Below are 17,538 nucleotides of genomic sequence, written 5' to 3'. Positions count from 1 at the left end.
AAAAACTCTATTTTTGAGTATGAATAACAGAAACCGCGGAAAAAACACTGGTGATGATACTTTGTTCGGTTCAGAAAAACAGGTCAGCAAGCTGAGACTGGCAGTTCAGGATATGCAGTACCTGCTGACAAGAGGTTATGCAGAAAAAGCTGGATCTGATCTTGTCGGAAACAGGTATAGACTAAAGACGAGACAGATACAGGCATTGCGCGGAGCTTCAGCATCTGACGGGCAGCTTCAGAACAGGAAAGAAAAGCAGTTGGAAATTTCAGATATGAAAGATAAAACAGTTTATCTTGACGGTTTCAATGTATTGATCTTATTAGAAAGCCTGCTATCCGAAGCGTATATTTTTGAAGGCGTCGATGGCTGTTTCCGGGATCTTTCCGGTGTTCATGGAACTTATAAACGGGTGAATCAAACGCAGAGGGCAATAGAGCTTGTTGCTGTTTTTTTTCAAAAGGCTCAGATTCAGAAATTAGTCTGGATTTTCGACCAACCGGTTTCCAACAGTGGAAGAATTAAACAAATAGTCCTTGATTTTGCTGTGGAAAATCAGTTCAACTGGGAAGGCGAATTACAATACAACCCGGATAAATTTCTGGCTGAAAGTTCCGGGATCGTTATTTCCTCGGATGCCTGGATTCTGGATCACTGTAAAGAATGGTTTAATCTTATTGATTATCTTATCAAAGAAGAAAACCTGTCCACTAATCTGATACAATGTTATGATGAATAAGTTTGAAAAATACACTCCTTTACTTTCAGAAGACTGGAAGGAAAAATATCAGGCTGTTTTAGCGGAAGAACATTTACAGGATTTAAATAAAAATATTCAAAGGTTCCAGGAGAATACACTGGAATGGGATCTCCCTTATTTTAATGAAGAAATAAACATTGACCGGGAAAAAATCTTTAATCAGTTTGTTCATGTTTTGATCAGTAACGATACTGATGAGGGGAAAGCAAAGCATTTGGAAGAAATATCTTTTGAAGATTGGCTGATTGTTTTAGGACAAAGGTTGACCTCAGCCAGCATCCGTGACGAAAGGGCTGTTCCTCCACTGACTTCTGTGTTGATTGAAGCTTGCCAGAAACCTTTTAATGAAGAAATTACCATTACACAGCGCGCCTGGGAAAAGCATATCGGACGAATGGATGATAATTTTTGGGGTGAAGTGAAAGGAAATAACCAGCAGAAGCAGGAAAAAGTAATGCAGAAAATTCATTATATCCTTGAAAATAAAACCTGGTGGAATGTCTTCTTTCATTATAAGCACGAACTTGTCTTTGAAGTCAGAGAAAAAGAAGGTCATGGCATCCGATGGAGCCATAGCGGTACAAAGCTGATTGGATTTCTTGAAAAATTTATCAATGAATAAAGTATGGAAGCTGGAAGAAGGAGGCTGGAAGTTACTCTTTGCTGTGAAACTTCTAATCATCTTTTTATTGATCTTAAGGATATAAAAAAGAAATAGAATTTATCTTTATGACCTTTATAACTTCCTTCTTCCAGCTCCCATCTTCCAACCTATTTAACTAATATTTTCATACTACGCAAAAAGATTGCGTTTCTGAGGAATAACTTTGCCCTCGTAATTCAGAAGTGATCTGAGCTTAAAAATAAAAATGATGTTGAATAAAATAATAAACTTTTTTAAAAATAAGACTCCCGGAGAAAATCCTCTCTCAGAGGACAACATACAGAAAGCTGATGCGAACAGTATTCCGGAAAATTCATTTCCTCAGCAAGAAACAGAACAGATTAAAGAGGATGCTTCCGCTTATTATAAAAACGCAAAAAGTTACAAAGAATACTGTCTGGAAAATACAGGAAATCCACATCTTTTAAAAGCATCAGACATCAGAATTACAGACAAAGACGGAAGTACAGAAACTTTTAAAGTTTCAGGAGATGCACAGGTCTTTCATAAAGAGGAAAAGCCACTGCAGATCGAAAGTGAATACTTTGTGAAATACGTTCAGCACGAATATAATCCCATCACAAAATTCATGAAAAATGCATACTACTATTGATCCCATACAAAAATATAAGATTTTCGCTGAAGAAGATCTTCAGGTTATAGATCCTACCCAGGAGAGTACAGTTGAGGTATATGCCAGACATATTACATGGAATATTGATGAGCTTAATGGAAATCTTGTGTTGCGTGGATCAAATTGCCATTTTCCTAATCTGGTAAAGGTAAAAGGGTCACTTTCTGTAGATGCTGAAAACTGTTCTTTACCCCAATTGAAAACTGTTGATGAGAACTTTACGCTCCATTGTCAGGCAGAAATAAATCAACTGGAAACGGTAAAAGGACATTTTAAATGCATCATTGATTTCAACTTTGAAAACCTGAAAAATATTGGCGGAAGTATTTCTTTAAAAAAGGCGAAGGTTTTTGCTGGAAATCAAAAACTGGAAAAGAGAAGCGATGTTATTCTTATTTACCATCAGCATGAAGCAGATCAGCTTCCGGAAAACGGGATGTTTAATGTCGATATTTTTGGTGATGATATCGTGATTCAGAATCATGAAATCTACGGGAAGATCAACGTTCTGGGGAAAAATGTTTCTTTTCCTAATCTTGAAATTATTCAGGGTGATCTCAGTATTAAATGCAGGGATAAAGATGGTTTTCATTTTACGCATGATTTTTCAAGACTGAAGAAGATGATGGGGAACATTAAGCTTGAAAAAACAAAAGCATTCTTTCCTCTGCTGAGGCAAAGTAAGAATATCACTCTGCAAAATAACTCTTATGCCTCTTTACCTCTTTTGGAGAGATCGGGAAGTATTTTGGTAGGTATGAATTCTGCTGCAAATATTCCTGTTCTGAGTGAAGTAAATGGATATTTTAATAATTATGGTTCTGAGACTTGTCACCTTCCAAAACTGAAAAAAGTAACAGGTTTATTGAATGCTACGAAAACCATAGCGTGCAACCTTACAGAAGTAGGAGATATTATTATAAACAGACAGGCTGGAGGACATTTTGATAAACTGAAACGTATCACGGGGAAAGGGCCTTCTCATGATGTAGATTTAAAATCTTTAGAATATCTCGGAAGATGGGGCGGCCATGTCATAAAACCTTCATACTCATTTCCGGTACTGAAAAAGATTAAAGACTATTTATACAATAAAGATGAACATCTGGAATATCTGGCAGACAATGTTTATTTTAAAATTAATGAATGGCTGTACATTACCAAAAATATATTTATCATTTCAAAGAATGGTTTTTATTTTATAGATAAGTGCCAGCATTATAGTATCAGGAAGTTTATTGCTGTTCTTAAATTAAAATATAACAGTTTTCAAAGCTTTATGATCCGGGAATATCCAAAATGGGAAAACTATGAAACGCCTCTTTTTGCTGAAATCCTGGAGAAAATAGATCTGCTTTGGGATATGGTAGACCCTGTAGCTGCTGAAGACTTCCTTCATTCAAAAGATCGGTATTTTCAGGCATTATGTTTCCTGTATGCAGATGCCGGTATTGTGATGAAACATTTTCAGGAAAGAAAGATCAGCGATAAAGAAATAGAATTGACCCATCATGAATATGACGAACAGGGAAATAAGGTACAGGTAAAAAGACTCAACTGTTATGAACTTTATGAACTGGATAATATTGCATTAAGATCTTTAAATAGTTGGAATACGGAACGTTATTCTTATGTCTTAAAATGTTCATGTCCTTCTACAGAAAAAGAGCACTGGCACTGGATAGAAAAAGAATATAGTGGAGATGCGCTTACAGCTGCTGCATCAACCTTTAGAATTCATGAAAATATAATTCCTCACATAAAATGTGTGAAAAGGCAGGGAAATATTTTAATCTGTGAATTGAAAAAAGAAATAATACCCCAAGGATTTCCAAGAGTTCTTACCCCAGCCGAATATTTTGGATTTTTAGAGGTAGAAATATAGAATAAGAAACAGTAGCTTAATCGGAAAAGCATACCAGAATGATGGAGAGTCACAGGTTCGATCCCTGTCTGTTTCTTTTTAAAATAAATAAAACCTATACATCACATCTTATGAAATATATTTTACTTTCAATAGTCACATTGGCATTGTTCTCCTGCAAAGGAAAAGAAAACGGAAAACCTGTTGGGAAGAAAGATTCATTAGCGACCGTAAAACCTGTTCCTGTTTCAGAATCACAAAAAAACTTTGACATTCTGAAAGTATTACTGGATGAAGAAGTGGGTGATGAAAAACCTGAAGAAATAGATTATAAAAATTATACTGTTTCCTTCCGCAATGATGACGATCCATATACAGTGACCTTTCATAAAATAGCTTCCGATGATTTTAATAATGATGGAATTACAGACTATATCATAGAAAGAAATTCCGAAGGAATGCTGGGTGGAAATGCCAACACCAATTCCGAGATTTTATATATCATTATGGGAAAAGACCATAAGATCAGTGAAAGACATGAAATACAGGAATCAGCTCCCTTTTCATACAATATTTTGGATGGAATCTCTTATGAAGGCGGAAAACTGAAAGCAACAGCACAGCAGAACTACCGTTCCTACAATAAACCGACAGACAGCTTTGAATCTACAGATCTTTCTTTTGTTTACAAAGACGGAAATGTTTTCGAAGAATCTTATCTCACCAGCTGTACGTTGGCTAAATGGAAAGATAAAAAAATCTTTAATCCAGATTCGGAACACCACAGAAGTATCGACAGGCATAATTATACGGAAACAATAGAGGAAAAATATGCTTCTGATGGTTTTAAAGCTTCAGCAGAACTGTCCGGATGTGATAATCTGGAGATTATTTTTGAAGGTACCTATAAAACAGCAGACACAAGTTCAAAATCCATTGGCGAAAAAGCCAATCAGTTCCTGAATTTTTTAGCTAAAAATACAAGTTCCATTCTTCAGAAAGACCTTTCTGCTATTCAGAACTATTATCTGAATCATAAGATGTCTGAAGATAACATTAACGTAGGAAACCTGTCCTTTAATATCTTCAGCAATAAAAATAAAGGCGAACTCAATTTCAGACTGGTCATGACAAGAGAATCTAATCCTAACCAAAATGAAAACTGGGAAATTGTAACCCGGACAAAATAATAACTAGTTTCAAATAAGAGGCTGAAAGATGGAAGAGTGAAGCTGGAAGTTGTTTGTAATCATATGATTACTGAGGTCCACGGTAAAATAAATATTAATAGCAATAAAAAAATAATAGCCATTTTTTATGACCTTCATAACCTCCATCTTACAACTCCCATCTTCCAGCCTAATAATAACACAAAAATTTTAAAACAAATGAATACATACATTGATATTGGTATCAATTTAACCAATAAACAGTTCTACAATGAACACGAAGAAATCATTAACCGTGCTTTAGATAATGGAGTAGACTATATGATCCTCACTGGAACAAGCATCCGTGGAAGTAAAGAATCAGCGGAAATAGCAGAAGATTATCCTGATGTCTTATTTTCAACAGCGGGAATTCATCCGCATGATGCAAAATCTTTTAATCATGAAAGTATTAACGAGCTTAGAAAGCTGTTGAAGAAGGAGCATGTCATTTCAGTAGGTGAGTGCGGATTGGATTTCGATCGTGATTTCTCACCAAGACCTGTTCAGGAGAAATGCTATAAGGCTCAGCTGGAACTGGCAATAGAAGTTGATAAACCTCTTTTCCTTCATGAAAGATCTGCTTTTAAAAGGTTTAATGAAATAACGGATGATTATCTTTCGAAGTTACCGAAAGCCGTCGTACACTGCTTTACAGGAACCCTGGATGAAGCAAAAACATATCTGGACAAGGGATTTTATCTCGGATTTACCGGAGCCATCAGCGATGAGAAAAGATTTAAACATTTAGAAGAAGTGATCCGATATGTTCCTCTGGACAGAATGATGATTGAAACAGATGCACCATTCATGCTTCCGAAGAATATGCCGAGAATGCAGAACAGACGAAATGAACCCTCCTTTCTCCCTTATGTGGCACAGACCATTGCCCGCCTGAAGAAGATCAGCATTTCTGAAGTTGCAGACGAAACCACAGAAACCGCCAGAAATTTTTTCAGACTATGAAAAAGAGCTCTACTGATACAGTAAAGCTCTTTTTTTATATTGTTGAAAAGGTAGCCTTTTCTTATAAACTTTTGATTGCAGACTCTAATGCCAATTCCATCATTGGTTTCAAAGCTGTTTCTCTTTCGTCAGCAGAAATTTTCTCATGAGTTGGGATAATGTCAGTTACTGTAAGAATAGTCGCTGCATTTTTACCTAAGTGCTGAGCATTTGCAAACAATCCGAAAGCTTCCATTTCTACCGCAGGACAGTTGTATCTTGTAGCAATCTCTGGAGTGTTAGGATCTTTTCTGTAGAAAATATCACTACTGTGGATATTGATTGCTTTAGCATCTAGAGATAGTTCTTTAGACGTTTCATTGATCGTATTGAAGATATTTCCCTGGTGAGGAAGGATGTCTTCTTCAATTCCCCATGCAAATTTAGCATAGGTACTTTCGCTGGCAGCATTTTCAATATTTAAAATATCAAAAAGCTTAAGGTCTGTATTGTAAGCCCCACATGTTCCGATTCTGATGATCGTATCTACTTCATATTCTGTATATAACTCAAAAGAATAGATCCCGATACTAGGGAATCCCATTCCGCTGGCTCCTACAGTAATCTCCTTACCTTTGTAAAGACCTGTATAATAAAAGATACCTCTGGTTTTGCTTACCAGTTTTGCATTTTCTAAATAATTTTCAGCAATATACTGTGCACGAAGCGGATCCCCCGGCTGCAATACTACTTTAGCAATTTCTCCTTTTTTAGCACTGATGTGAATACTCATAACTTTATTTTGAATGGCACAAATATAATAACTTTTATATTGACCTTACCATTGTGGAAAGTGAAATGATAAAGCTGGTTTATCAGAAAATAATGTATAATTTGTTGTAAATAAATACTTTGTTTACGGACTTTGAAGGTGAGATTTTGAAACTTTATTTCTTTAGGGTAAAAAAATAAAATCAGTAAATACAGAACAAAGATAGAATAACAGAGAGCGGACATGCCATAGTTCCGGCAGTTACTTTTGCAATTATTAATATTCTTAAAATTTTAAAAATGAAAATAGAACATGTTGCAGTCTGGGTAAAAGACCTTGAAAGATCCAGAGTATTTTATGAAAAATATTTTGGAGCCGTTTCCAATGGAAAATATAATAATCCTGTCAAAAATTTTCAATCCTACTTTCTAAGTTTTGATAATGGGAGCCGTCTCGAAATCATGACCAGGCCAGACCTTATAGAAAATAAAAATTCCTATGAATTTCAACAGTTTGGAATCATCCATCTTGCATTCTCTGCAGGAAGCAAAGAAAAAGTAAACGAGCTTACAGAGACTTTAAGAAAAGATGGGTATACGATCGCTAGTGAACCCAGGACAACAGGTGACGGATATTATGAAAGCGTCATCCTGGATCCGGAAAACAATATTATTGAAATAGTAGCCTAATCCGTCATTACAAGGAGCGCTGGCGACGAAGCAATCTCTTTTTATAAAATCTCTATTGTTATAAATGAAAGGGTACAAAGATTTTAAATAATATACTGCTTTTAAGATACAGGAATATCAAAAATTTTCAGCAAGCAGACTGTTTTATGCCACGAATTCACGAATAAAATCATTCGTGAATTCGTGGCAATAAACTATACACTCACAAGTTTTATCACAGAAAAAATCCTGACGCCTTAAGAATATATCAAAATGGAAAAACTCGCGCCTTTGCGTTTTCCAACATAACCCGGTTTTAAAAGTGAAATTTCTGCATTATCAGACATAAAAACGGCGTTTTTTCATCATCAGCATAATTTAATATCAATCCTTTCTTTAAAAATTTTATTCTCAACGAAATAATTCTATTTTTGTTATATGATGGAAACCAAATCACCATTTTTAGACACTCTCTTTCTGCTAAGGAAAAATGAATGTATTACTCTTTTTTCGAACATCCGGAACATCTCCCCAAAAGAAGAGGCGGAGGCAGAGGTATATTTTGAAGCAGAGTTTGAAAAAGAAAGGCTTGAATTTCTGTCTGATCAACTTATCTGTAATACATCAACAGCTGTCTGGGCCGCAAAAATACTCTATCATAGTGCACAACTGTATTTGATAAGGGAAAATACGGCTGACAATCTGGAAAATTTTATTCCAACATTTAAAGGGACAAAAGACATTTCCTCTATGCTGTCAGCCGATTTATCATTAAGGTTCCTACCCGATGTGATGATGGCCCTGAATTCAGTAGATCCGGAAGATACACTCCTTAAAATGCTTGAAGATATCCTTACAGAGTTCCATTATTCAGGAGTCGGGTATGAACTTGATCTGAAAGGGATGAACTGGGAAGAAGAACTGAAAGATAAAACCTACCGGAAATTATATCTGGAGAGAATTGTTGAAAAAAAAGATTACAGACTGGCGGAAATTCCGTTCATCAATAAATTGCTTATTTCAGAATTTGGAATGTACAAAGATGCATTCTGGAGAGAATTAAAAATAATAACTGAAGAAAATCAATGACGCAGAATATTAATAAACTTAATACGGTCCTGAACTACGTAAAAGATACTTTTGTAGGTAAAAATGACGTTGTAGACCTTCTGGGAATCTGTCTTTTGGCCAGAGAAAATGCCTTTTTATATGGTCCCCCGGGAACAGCGAAGTCAGCCATTGTAAGAACATTGGCAAAGACCGTAAAGGACGGAAAGAATTTTGAATATCTATTGACCCGTTTTACAGAACCCAATGAGATATTCGGTCCTTTTGATATCAGAAAATTAAAAGAAGGAGAACTTCTTACCAATACCGAAGGAATGATGCCTGAAGCTTCCATGGTTTTCCTGGATGAGATCTTCAATGCCAATTCCGCGATTTTGAATTCACTTTTGATGGCACTTAACGAAAAAGTATTCAAAAGAGGAAAAGAAACCAAACATCTACCCGCTTTGATGTTTGTAGGAGCAAGTAATGTTCTTCCGGAAGATGAAGCTCTGAATGCGTTATTCGATCGTTTTCTGGTAAGAATCAATGTAGATTATGTCAATCCGGAACTTCTGCAACAGGTACTTTTAGCTGGAAGAAAGCTGGAAAATGAAGAAGAAACAGAAGTACCGGAAATTCATGCCAATGAGATCAGAGAATTGCAGAACCTGTGCAGAACGGTAGATTTAAAACCTATTTATGAAGTATATCTGAATACCATCATGAGTCTGCGAAACACAGGAATTGCTATTTCGGACCGTAGAGCTGTGAAACTTCAGAACCTCATTGCTGCAAGTGCATTAATTTGTGGAAGAAACGAAGCCGTTCGTTCAGACCTTTGGGTGTTAAAGCATATCTGGGATACAGAGGAGCAGATTGAAACACTGGAAGGGATCGTCAACCGAACTATTGAGAAAGACGATCATCCGGATTCTCATCCACAAGCTATGCATAACAAAACGCCCAATTCGGAAGAGGTGATGAAAGATGTGAAAATCCTTGTGGATAAATGGAATCAGGGTCAGCTAAGCTTTGAAGAGCAAAACGTGATCAAAGATAAACTGAGATACCTGCAGACCCGCTGCGACTGGATTAGAAACCCGGAACAAAAACAATATATTCAGCAGGAAATTGAAAGCTTATGGCAGAAAATTCTTCAGACCCTATAAAAGAATTTTGGGCAGAACTTCCCCATGCCGATCAGGACTATCTGGGCTCTATCAGAGACTGGAAGAATGTTCAGATCGCAACGGAGGATGAAACCATATGGCTCAAAGGTTTTACTGAAGAACAGGTTGTAGCCTCAGAGCTTCATCAGTTGCCTAACCTTTTGCTGTACGAATTCCGCGATGGCCTGCTATTTAAAAAAGAAGCATTGGTTCCCAGTAAAAAAATGAGAACAGCATTGCTTTGGATGTCTATTGATAAGGCATTACGGCTTACTTTTCCTGCATCCAATCAAAACTATTTCGGAATCAGTGAAAAAGTTCAGATCAGATTAAAGGAAAGTGATGAAGAACATTCCGTAATAGGTTTGTTGAGTGATATAGAGGATATAAAAGATAGTATTGCAGCATTGCCAAAATTCAGACTGGAGAAAATAGAATGGACTGTGATGGGAGAGAAAGCTCTTTTTTTAGGAACTCCATTATTAAGTCTTCCGGGAAAAACATATTGGGCTAAAGACGGGCATCTTTTGCCTTCCGGTTATGATTTTGAGTTTAAAAATCTGAGTACATTCTTACAGCAGAAATATAATAAAACGTCAGATGGATGGCTTTTATGGGATGAGAACGGAAATTATCTTGTAATAAAAAACACAGATTTCCGGCCATTATCTGTAAGCTCATTCCGTCTTACCGAAAAATCAAGAGAATGGAATTAAAGGCTTATTTCCAATCCTATGAAAATTACTTCTGGGAATGGAAAACCGATGAAGATATTCCCGGAGATTCCGGATATAACGACAATAACCTCCTCTCCATACCGGGAGTAGGAGCTATTGCTTATAGACCTTATATCATGGAGATACTGAAAGAGCTTTGTGATCAGGGATGGCCGCCGTTTGGTGCTTTACTTATGGTTTTATATGCAATGCAGGATGGTTATACAGATTTTGCAGGCCCTTTAAGATATACTACGGATTTTTACAGTAGTGGAAATTTTGAATTCAATGCAGAAAGAGAAATCGAATTTCTTGAAAAGATAAAAGCACTTCCGAAAGTTTATAAACAGAAGCAAAATAAGATTATCCTGTTGCAGACTTTGTTTAAAGATAGTCACAACAGAATATCTTCTTCACAGGCTAAAACGTATTTGAAGATTTATGCCAGAATGCCACAGGATCTGTCTGTAAGTGCAGAAAAACAACATGCAGGCCCATCTGTTTTAAATAAAGATCTGGTGGCAATGGATCTCAACAAAAAATTTCCAACTGTACAATCCATCATTGATGCTATGAAAGGGCTCATTGAAGAACCGGAACTGGATGATGAGGTTGTAGAGGAAGAAGCTACTGCAGATACAGATAAAGACTTTATCAGAGAACTGATAGAAGAACCCAAAACATTCCAGGTAGGAAGCCTTATCAAAAGAATCTGGAGTGGACTGAAAATTCCGATGCGTCATCTTTCCCCTGGAGAACAACCTATCGGAGGAATTTCTGATATGACCAATAAAGGAGATTTTCATAGAATGCTTCTGTCTGAGTTTGCCAATGAAGACGATGTATTCATGAGCCGTGTAGCCAATAATGAAGCTTTATACATTCAAAGAGAAATTCCACCTGAAGAAAATATTTTTGAAAGAATTATTCTCATTGATACTTCCCTGAGAAACTGGGGAACTCCAAAAGTGCTGGCATTTGCATCAGCCATTGCCATCATTAAACATCCGAAAGCCCATTCAGAATGTACAGTGATGGCTTTGGGACAGGCAGCCATTCCTATTTCCTTGAATAAAGTGGAAATGGTGATTGAAAACCTTAATCAGGTAAGTCCGGTGCTGGAAGTTTCAGAAGCATTGGAAAAGTTTTTTAATGAAGAATATTCTCAAAAAGATATTGAAGTATTTTTCATCACTCATCAGGAGAATCTTGAAGATGAAAATATTCTGAGAGTAGTTCATCAGAACAGAGACAGGCTTAAGTTTTTGGTGACCACCACGTCAGATGGAGAAATTAATTTTTACAAACACCATAAAGGGACAAGGAAACATATCCAGAAAATAAAACTTCCCCTCCATGAACTGTGGGCCAATCCGCCACAGCAGAAAATGACAGTAAATAATTCGAGCGGAAAGAAAACCGATCTTCCGTTGAATTATCCAATCCTTTTCCCAACACCTGTTAGTAAGATTGCACAGTTTTTATATGAAGGAGAGTTTTTTATACTAAGTTCAAAAAAGCAATTACTGAAAACCTATCTTTCGGATAATTATTATGACAGGAACTCTTATGATTACTATAAGACTTACCATGGTTGCGAAGTGATGTTTGAAGACATTTCTGTAAAGCCAACCGGACAGTTTGCACTGGCAAAAAATAAGCAGCACCACTTTATTATCTGTCAGTATCAGCCTGCTAAAAAATTAATATCCAAGCTTAATCTGAATACAGGAGAGTATTCCGATCAGAATATCACGGGACTAAATATCTCCGATGCTTATGAACTGATCTATTTTGATCAAAGCTTTTATCTTCATCAGGCAGCTAATCCTCAGTTATATAAGATAAATATAGAAGGAAATACTTCTGTAGAACCTTTTGATAACAAATACAGGGATATAGACAAAAATACAGCAAAAGTAGAGACTGAAGTCGCCAAACTGAACCGAAGCGGATTGAAAATTATCGGTAACTTTAATAAGATCGGGATTAACGTGCATGATAACTTTGTTTTTTCAGGATGTGAAATAAGCAGTGTATATGAGAATACCCTGAACCTTTACAAAAACAGATACGAGATCAGGGTTTTTGCAGAACAGAATAAAAATAAATATACCTTCCCTGACGGAAGTGAGGTCATCACAGATTCCCGTGGGATGCTGACATTCAGAAGCAGTAACAAAGGAATAGAGGAGTTTTACATTCCGACTACAACCTATGGATTTCTTGCGCTGGCAACTCAGACAGAATTTGGCGGATCAGAATATTATCTTCCGGAACAGAACTTATTGAAAGTGAAAACGATGGAAGAAATGTATTATCAGTATTTAAAGCCGTTTATAGACCAGGTTATAGCATAGATTAGATTATGGAGCTTAGAATAAAACCTTTTCCGAAAAATATATATCCTAAAAGAGGGCTTTTAATAAAAGGTTCCTCACTATTGATATGGCTTCAGGAAATGGAAAACCTGGGAATAAACTTAGATCAGGTAAAATGTTATGCTATTCCAGCCAATAATCCCAATATATTGTATGGATGTTTTCTTGTGTTTTATGACCCCCCCCCACAGGAGATTGGAAAGAATTTTTATTTTCAACGGGTGGATAACAAACTTTTTATCCCCGAAAATACTACGTTTTATCCAAAGGTTAATCCGGAGGAATGGGAAGGGGTAGACTCAGACTTCCTCATCATGCATCCTGAATTTGGATTGGTAAAACTATCAGAACAGATCAATTGGATCGAATTGATTCAGGAACCGGAAAAGATAGAAGAAACAATCAGAAAACCTTTGAACGGGGTTAAAATTCCACAGACTATAGAAAGCTATACGGTGGAGATGGATGATGAAAAAATGCTCGAAGCATTACAGAAGCCTCAAACTGAAGAAGAATGGATGAACAGCCTGCCGTTTGACCTGCAGAAAGTAATGGCCGGAAACAAAAAAGAAATTGAAAAATATTTAAAATACATTGAACAATATCCTGAAAGAGCTATAGAACTCGGAATTCCTTTAGATATCATGGGGACTTCCAGAGGCGACGGTTTTAATAAATTCACCTGGCTTGAGGGGCTGTTTGGTAGTTCCAGTGACAGGCAGGAAAGTACAGGTACCAAAAATTTCCGCAGAATATTTTGGATGGTTATAGTAATTGCTATTGTGCTAAAAATAGCTTTGCCGTCAGATAAAGATAATGCAGGAGAGGATGGAAATGTGGTTTCTTCCGGAAACATTGTAACAGATGCTGTAAAAGCTCCTTCAGACATGATTGCGTTTCATTCCGGTGTATCTGAAATAGATCAGAAGATAGACTCGATGTATTTTGATCAAAGGAAAGTTCTTTCCAATGAACTATTGAATGCAGGTCTGCAGGAAAGTAAAACGAAAAAAGAAAAAGAAGAATATAAAAAGAAAGGAGGCAGAGAGGTAAGCGCCATTGGTCATGATATTCAAAAGCTTAGCAGTAAGGAACAGCAAAGTCGCGATTCCCTTAAAACCATTTATACCAAAAAAATAACAAAACAGATTAAAGAAAGAAGTGAAGTACTGAAACGTAAAATTTCAGACTCTTTAAAGCAGTATACCAGAGGGAAACCTGTGAATGGAGATGTCGTAAAATACCTTTTAAAGAAAAAACAGGTTCTGATGCAGGACTCTTTGGGTAAATTGTACGGAACCATTGATCTAGCTGATATGTCACCTCCGTCACCCATCAAAGATTCAAAAGTAAAAGGGATGGAATCAGGTGGCAATTCGCTGAAAGAGAATACTCCGGTTTCAGATATTCTGTACATGGTAATTCTTATGATTGCTGGTGTTGGATTGTATTCCTTCCTGTTTAAAAATAAATCATTGAATCTGGGTGGAGATAATGTTCCGGCATGGGTGAAATTCTTTCTGATTGTAATCCTGATTGCCATGTTAGTATACCTTTTTTATCCGTTGGTCAAGATGTTTGGTTACAACTGGTTTGTATGGATACTTGCTATTGGGGTAATGGTACTGCTTTACCGACTGTTCAGAGATGATAAAACCATTTTAAACTCTGATGATGATGAATAAACAAAAATTTATAGACAAGTTCATGGCTGCTTTTGTACTGCTGGCCATGTTTAAAGTCATTGGGATTGTAGCGCAGCTGTTCCATGAAAGCTTCTGGAGTGTAGTCGGAACTCTGGTAATCTTTTTAATTGTAGCATTCATTATTCTGATGGTCATTACCGCTTTGAAAGATAAAGAACAGAGTGAGCACAACTCAGGAAAAGGAGGAGCCGGAGGAGGGAACTTCTATTTAGAAAATTCACTGTTTGACAGAATCCGAAGCAAATATGAAGAGCTGGCTCAGAAATACATCGACGAAAAAGATTATAAAAAAGCAGCAAAAGTGTATATGAACCTGTTACAGGACTATTACAGAGGAGCAAAAATGTTGGAAGAAGGTGGATTCTATAACGAAGCAGCAGCAGTATATCTTAAAAAATTAAATAGCAAATCTGATGCAGCCAATTGCTACGAAAAAGCAAAACAGTACAAGAAAGCCATTGATCTGTACAAAGAAATGGAACAGAAAGAAAAAGTAGGAGATCTTTATAAAGAGATTAATGATCTGAAAAATGCTCATATCTATTATCAGATGGTGGCGGAGGATTATACAACCAATAACCAGATGGTAAAAGCTTCACTCATATACCGGAAGAAAATGGAAAAGCCGGAAGAAGCTCAATCCATATTGCTAAAAGGCTGGGAAGAAGATAAAGATGCCTTTAACTGCCTGAATAACTACTTTGCCAATATTTTTGACGTTAACAAACTGGAAGTGGAAATAGAAGAGATATACGGGAAAACTCCGGCTTACAAAAAGGCCACTTATCTGGAAGCCATGAAATATGAATTTAAGAAAGACCCTAAACTACAGGCTGTCACAAGAAAAATAGCATATGAGATCATTGCTGAAAAAGTAGAAAACCGCTCAGAAATAATAAATGAGCTCAAACACTTTAATCCTGGTGATGAGGTAATACTTAAAGACATTTCAAGATTCAAGACCGGAAGAAACAAAATGTTTAGAAACTAAAGAATAAAAAATAAACAATACCGTAAAATGCCTTGATTTTAAATATGACAATAAAAATCCCTTTGAAATTGTACAGGAAACAATATCACAGGGAAAGCTTCCATTATTTGCAGTAAAAGATATTCAGGAAAATTTTCTGCATTCTCATTAATGGAGTCTAAAGAAGTAGTTGCCATAGCTGCTTCAGAACATAAAAGTCTTTACGATTATCAGGGGGGACTGCTCAGTCAACTTGAAAAAATAGAATAATAACTTTACAGTAAATCTAAAAAGGCTTACTTGTAAAAGCTCTGAACTTTAGCTATAATTACCTCAATAACTTCCATCCTCTCTTTTCCAGCTCCCCGCTTCCTCGCCATCCTGTTTTTCAGTAGTTTTTCAAGAACATCTTACCTCATTTATTTTTAACAGAAAACTTATTAAAAATGTTGGATATTGGTAGTAGTCACCTCAATAACTTCCAGCCTCCATCTTCCTCACCATTCTGTTTTTCAGTAGTTTTTCAAGAACATCTTACCTCATTTATTTTTAAAAGAAAACTTATTAAAAATGTTGAATATGGGTAGTAGTCACCTCAATAACTTCCAGCCTCCATCTTCCAGCCCCCATCTTCCAGCCCCCATCTTCCTTACCATCCCGTTTCCCGATAGTTCTTCAAAAGCTTTCCATAAAGTTCCGGGTCCCCCTGATTGATCTTTACAATAGGATGAAAGATTCTCATAGCACCATCCACAGGATCTAAAGGTGGTATTTTCGTTTTTTCAAAAAGTCTTTCCCTTTTGGATTCTATAGCTCCGGTGGAAATCCAGCCCACATCCACGGCATTCATGAAAATACCATTTTTTACAAAATCAGAAGCAGAGGTTTTTGTGAGCATATTCAACGCTGCTTTGGTCATATTGGTATGTGGATGAAATTCATTTTTACTCTTATAGCTGAACTGGCCTTCGGTGGAGGTAACATTGATGATATGTTTGTGCTCGGCATCACTTTTTTTCATCAGAGGTTTCAATGCAGAGATCAGCAGATAAGGTGAAATATGATTGATGAGATTCACTTCCAGAAGCTCCTCAGTCCCGATTTCATCCATGAGGGAGTTCCAGCTGTTTTTGTCTCTGGAATCTTTAGGCTGCCCAAACCGGGTGACAGGTATTTCAGGCAGATCCTCGTGAGATAAAGTTAAAAAATCATGTTCCCTCTCATGAACGGGAGTTTTATTTTCAACCAGGTTTTGAGGAATATGAGATAAAAGAAGCTTTTCCTTTACTATCAAAGGCTGATAATATTCCGAAGTATATTTGATAGTTTGAGCCGCATTGTTGATGAGAATCTCAATACTTCCAAAATTTCCGTAACAGTAATCAGAGAACTCCTGCACTGATCTCAGACTTCGTAAATCCAAACCATAAAGAAAAAGACGGTCCTTCCAGACATCATAATCATTCTCTCTCTGAAACTGTTCGGAAGCCAGTGCTGGAAATCTTGAAGTTGCAATCACTTTTGCTCCGCTTCTTAAGAACTTTAAAGCTGCAGCATATCCTATTTTTACCCTTCCTCCGGTAATAATTACAGTCTGACCAGTGAAATCATAAGTTAAATTCCTGTTTTTATAATTCTCATCAGCACAGGACGGACAAAGCTTGTGATAGAAAAAATGAACCTGATAATAAGACTGATGACAGCAATAACATAATTGAGGCTTTTGCAGTAATGAAAAAGACTGAATCGGCTCTTCAGTGTGAACATACAAAGTTTCATTGTCCAGAGCTTTCTTTACAATAACTGATTGTTTAAGAATTTTCAGGTCAGAGCTCTTAGCATGTAATTCCTGATGATCTCTGTATTCCTCAGGATTTTTACTGATGTTCTTCTGAGCCTTTTTACGAATCGATGAGATCAGGGTTTTGAAACGCTGATTATCCGGATTATGCAATGGGTTTTCCTGAAGTGCTTCCAGAACCTTCAGACAGGTTTCCCATTCTTCGTTGCTGAATGGATATGAGGCCATAA

General features: G+C 36.6%; 15 protein-coding genes and 1 tRNA gene. 14 read left to right on the top strand and 2 right to left on the bottom strand.

The window, feature by feature from the left end; genetic code table 11:
- Positions 1–19 precede the first annotated feature (19 nt).
- The 7 genes from WH267_RS01340 to WH267_RS01310 all read left to right on the top strand — a co-directional run bounded on the left by WH267_RS01340 (position 20) and on the right by WH267_RS01310 (position 6,096).
- Positions 20–739 carry a DUF434 domain-containing protein gene (locus tag WH267_RS01340; RefSeq protein WP_340004950.1) on the top strand — a complete coding sequence of 240 codons (720 nt, stop codon included), beginning with the start codon at positions 20–22 and terminating at the stop codon, positions 737–739.
- Positions 729–1,382: a hypothetical protein gene (locus tag WH267_RS01335; protein WP_340004949.1), complete on the top strand. Its 654-nt coding sequence runs from the start codon at positions 729–731 to the stop codon at positions 1,380–1,382. Before WH267_RS01340 ends, WH267_RS01335 begins: the two co-directional genes overlap by 11 nt.
- A gap of 250 nt (positions 1,383–1,632) precedes the next feature.
- Positions 1,633–2,037 carry a hypothetical protein gene (locus WH267_RS01330; protein WP_340004947.1) on the top strand — a complete coding sequence of 135 codons (405 nt, stop codon included), beginning with the start codon at positions 1,633–1,635 and terminating at the stop codon, positions 2,035–2,037.
- A complete protein-coding gene (locus WH267_RS01325; protein WP_340004945.1) occupies positions 2,021–3,943 on the top strand; it encodes a hypothetical protein in 1,923 nt (640 codons plus the stop codon). Before WH267_RS01330 ends, WH267_RS01325 begins: the two co-directional genes overlap by 17 nt.
- A 5-nt stretch (positions 3,944–3,948) precedes the next feature.
- Positions 3,949–4,019, top strand: a tRNA-OTHER gene (locus WH267_RS01320).
- A 34-nt stretch (positions 4,020–4,053) separates the two neighbouring features.
- A complete protein-coding gene (locus WH267_RS01315) occupies positions 4,054–5,112 on the top strand; it encodes a hypothetical protein (RefSeq protein ID WP_340004943.1) in 1,059 nt (352 codons plus the stop codon).
- Positions 5,113–5,310: 198 nt separating this feature from the next.
- Entirely contained in the window at positions 5,311–6,096 is a 786-nt protein-coding gene (locus WH267_RS01310; RefSeq protein ID WP_340004941.1) for a TatD family hydrolase, read from the top strand.
- 61 nt (positions 6,097–6,157) lie between these two features.
- Here WH267_RS01310 and deoD read toward each other — a convergent pair whose 3' ends face one another.
- Positions 6,158–6,868 (bottom strand): purine-nucleoside phosphorylase, encoded by a 711-nt coding sequence (gene deoD / locus WH267_RS01305; protein ID WP_340004939.1) that lies wholly within the window; start codon positions 6,866–6,868, stop codon positions 6,158–6,160.
- 278 nt (positions 6,869–7,146) lie between these two features.
- On the opposite strand from deoD, the gene WH267_RS01300 reads away from it, so the two are divergent.
- From WH267_RS01300 to WH267_RS01270, 7 genes are all read left to right on the top strand, one after another.
- Complete coding sequence (locus WH267_RS01300; RefSeq protein ID WP_115971978.1) at positions 7,147–7,536, top strand: VOC family protein; 390 nt, start codon at positions 7,147–7,149, stop codon at positions 7,534–7,536.
- Positions 7,537–7,953: 417 nt separating this feature from the next.
- Positions 7,954–8,604, top strand: coding sequence for a hypothetical protein (locus WH267_RS01295; protein WP_228438768.1), 651 nt, complete (start codon positions 7,954–7,956; stop codon positions 8,602–8,604).
- Entirely contained in the window at positions 8,601–9,734 is a 1,134-nt protein-coding gene (locus WH267_RS01290; RefSeq protein ID WP_115971977.1) for an AAA family ATPase, read from the top strand. Before WH267_RS01295 ends, WH267_RS01290 begins: the two co-directional genes overlap by 4 nt.
- A complete protein-coding gene (locus WH267_RS01285) occupies positions 9,707–10,450 on the top strand; it encodes a hypothetical protein (protein WP_340004934.1) in 744 nt (247 codons plus the stop codon). The genes WH267_RS01290 and WH267_RS01285 overlap by 28 nt, the downstream gene beginning before the upstream one ends.
- Positions 10,441–12,810 (top strand): hypothetical protein, encoded by a 2,370-nt coding sequence (locus tag WH267_RS01280; protein ID WP_340004932.1) that lies wholly within the window; start codon positions 10,441–10,443, stop codon positions 12,808–12,810. The genes WH267_RS01285 and WH267_RS01280 overlap by 10 nt, the downstream gene beginning before the upstream one ends.
- 8 nt (positions 12,811–12,818) lie before the next feature.
- A complete protein-coding gene (locus WH267_RS01275; protein WP_340004930.1) occupies positions 12,819–14,516 on the top strand; it encodes an APC family permease in 1,698 nt (565 codons plus the stop codon).
- Positions 14,503–15,528: a hypothetical protein gene (locus WH267_RS01270; protein ID WP_340004928.1), complete on the top strand. Its 1,026-nt coding sequence runs from the start codon at positions 14,503–14,505 to the stop codon at positions 15,526–15,528. The genes WH267_RS01275 and WH267_RS01270 overlap by 14 nt, the downstream gene beginning before the upstream one ends.
- 628 nt (positions 15,529–16,156) lie before the next feature.
- Here the strand turns inward: WH267_RS01270 and WH267_RS01265 are convergent.
- A complete protein-coding gene (locus tag WH267_RS01265) occupies positions 16,157–17,536 on the bottom strand; it encodes an SDR family NAD(P)-dependent oxidoreductase (protein ID WP_340004926.1) in 1,380 nt (459 codons plus the stop codon).
- Positions 17,537–17,538 lie beyond the last annotated feature (2 nt).

This window comes from Chryseobacterium sp. MYb328 (assembly GCF_037572595.1).
GTDB lineage: Bacteria > Bacteroidota > Bacteroidia > Flavobacteriales > Weeksellaceae > Chryseobacterium > Chryseobacterium pennae.
This window is presented reverse-complemented; position numbering and strand designations above follow the sequence as displayed.

Bases quoted from the DNA above. Each gene is read 5' to 3' on its own strand.
- WH267_RS01340 (WP_340004950.1), top strand. From the start codon at position 20: ATGAATAACAGAAACCGCGGAAAAAACACTGGTGATGATACTTTGTTC.
- WH267_RS01335 (WP_340004949.1), top strand. From the start codon at position 729: ATGATGAATAAGTTTGAAAAATACACTCCTTTACTTTCAGAAGACTGG.
- WH267_RS01330 (WP_340004947.1), top strand. From the start codon at position 1,633: ATGTTGAATAAAATAATAAACTTTTTTAAAAATAAGACTCCCGGAGAA.
- WH267_RS01325 (WP_340004945.1), top strand. From the start codon at position 2,021: ATGCATACTACTATTGATCCCATACAAAAATATAAGATTTTCGCTGAA.
- WH267_RS01315 (WP_340004943.1), top strand. From the start codon at position 4,054: ATGAAATATATTTTACTTTCAATAGTCACATTGGCATTGTTCTCCTGC.
- WH267_RS01310 (WP_340004941.1), top strand. From the start codon at position 5,311: ATGAATACATACATTGATATTGGTATCAATTTAACCAATAAACAGTTC.
- deoD (WP_340004939.1), bottom strand. From the start codon at position 6,868: ATGAGTATTCACATCAGTGCTAAAAAAGGAGAAATTGCTAAAGTAGTA.
- WH267_RS01300 (WP_115971978.1), top strand. From the start codon at position 7,147: ATGAAAATAGAACATGTTGCAGTCTGGGTAAAAGACCTTGAAAGATCC.
- WH267_RS01295 (WP_228438768.1), top strand. From the start codon at position 7,954: ATGATGGAAACCAAATCACCATTTTTAGACACTCTCTTTCTGCTAAGG.
- WH267_RS01290 (WP_115971977.1), top strand. From the start codon at position 8,601: ATGACGCAGAATATTAATAAACTTAATACGGTCCTGAACTACGTAAAA.
- WH267_RS01285 (WP_340004934.1), top strand. From the start codon at position 9,707: ATGGCAGAAAATTCTTCAGACCCTATAAAAGAATTTTGGGCAGAACTT.
- WH267_RS01280 (WP_340004932.1), top strand. From the start codon at position 10,441: ATGGAATTAAAGGCTTATTTCCAATCCTATGAAAATTACTTCTGGGAA.
- WH267_RS01275 (WP_340004930.1), top strand. From the start codon at position 12,819: ATGGAGCTTAGAATAAAACCTTTTCCGAAAAATATATATCCTAAAAGA.
- WH267_RS01270 (WP_340004928.1), top strand. From the start codon at position 14,503: ATGATGATGAATAAACAAAAATTTATAGACAAGTTCATGGCTGCTTTT.
- WH267_RS01265 (WP_340004926.1), bottom strand. From the start codon at position 17,536: ATGGCCTCATATCCATTCAGCAACGAAGAATGGGAAACCTGTCTGAAG.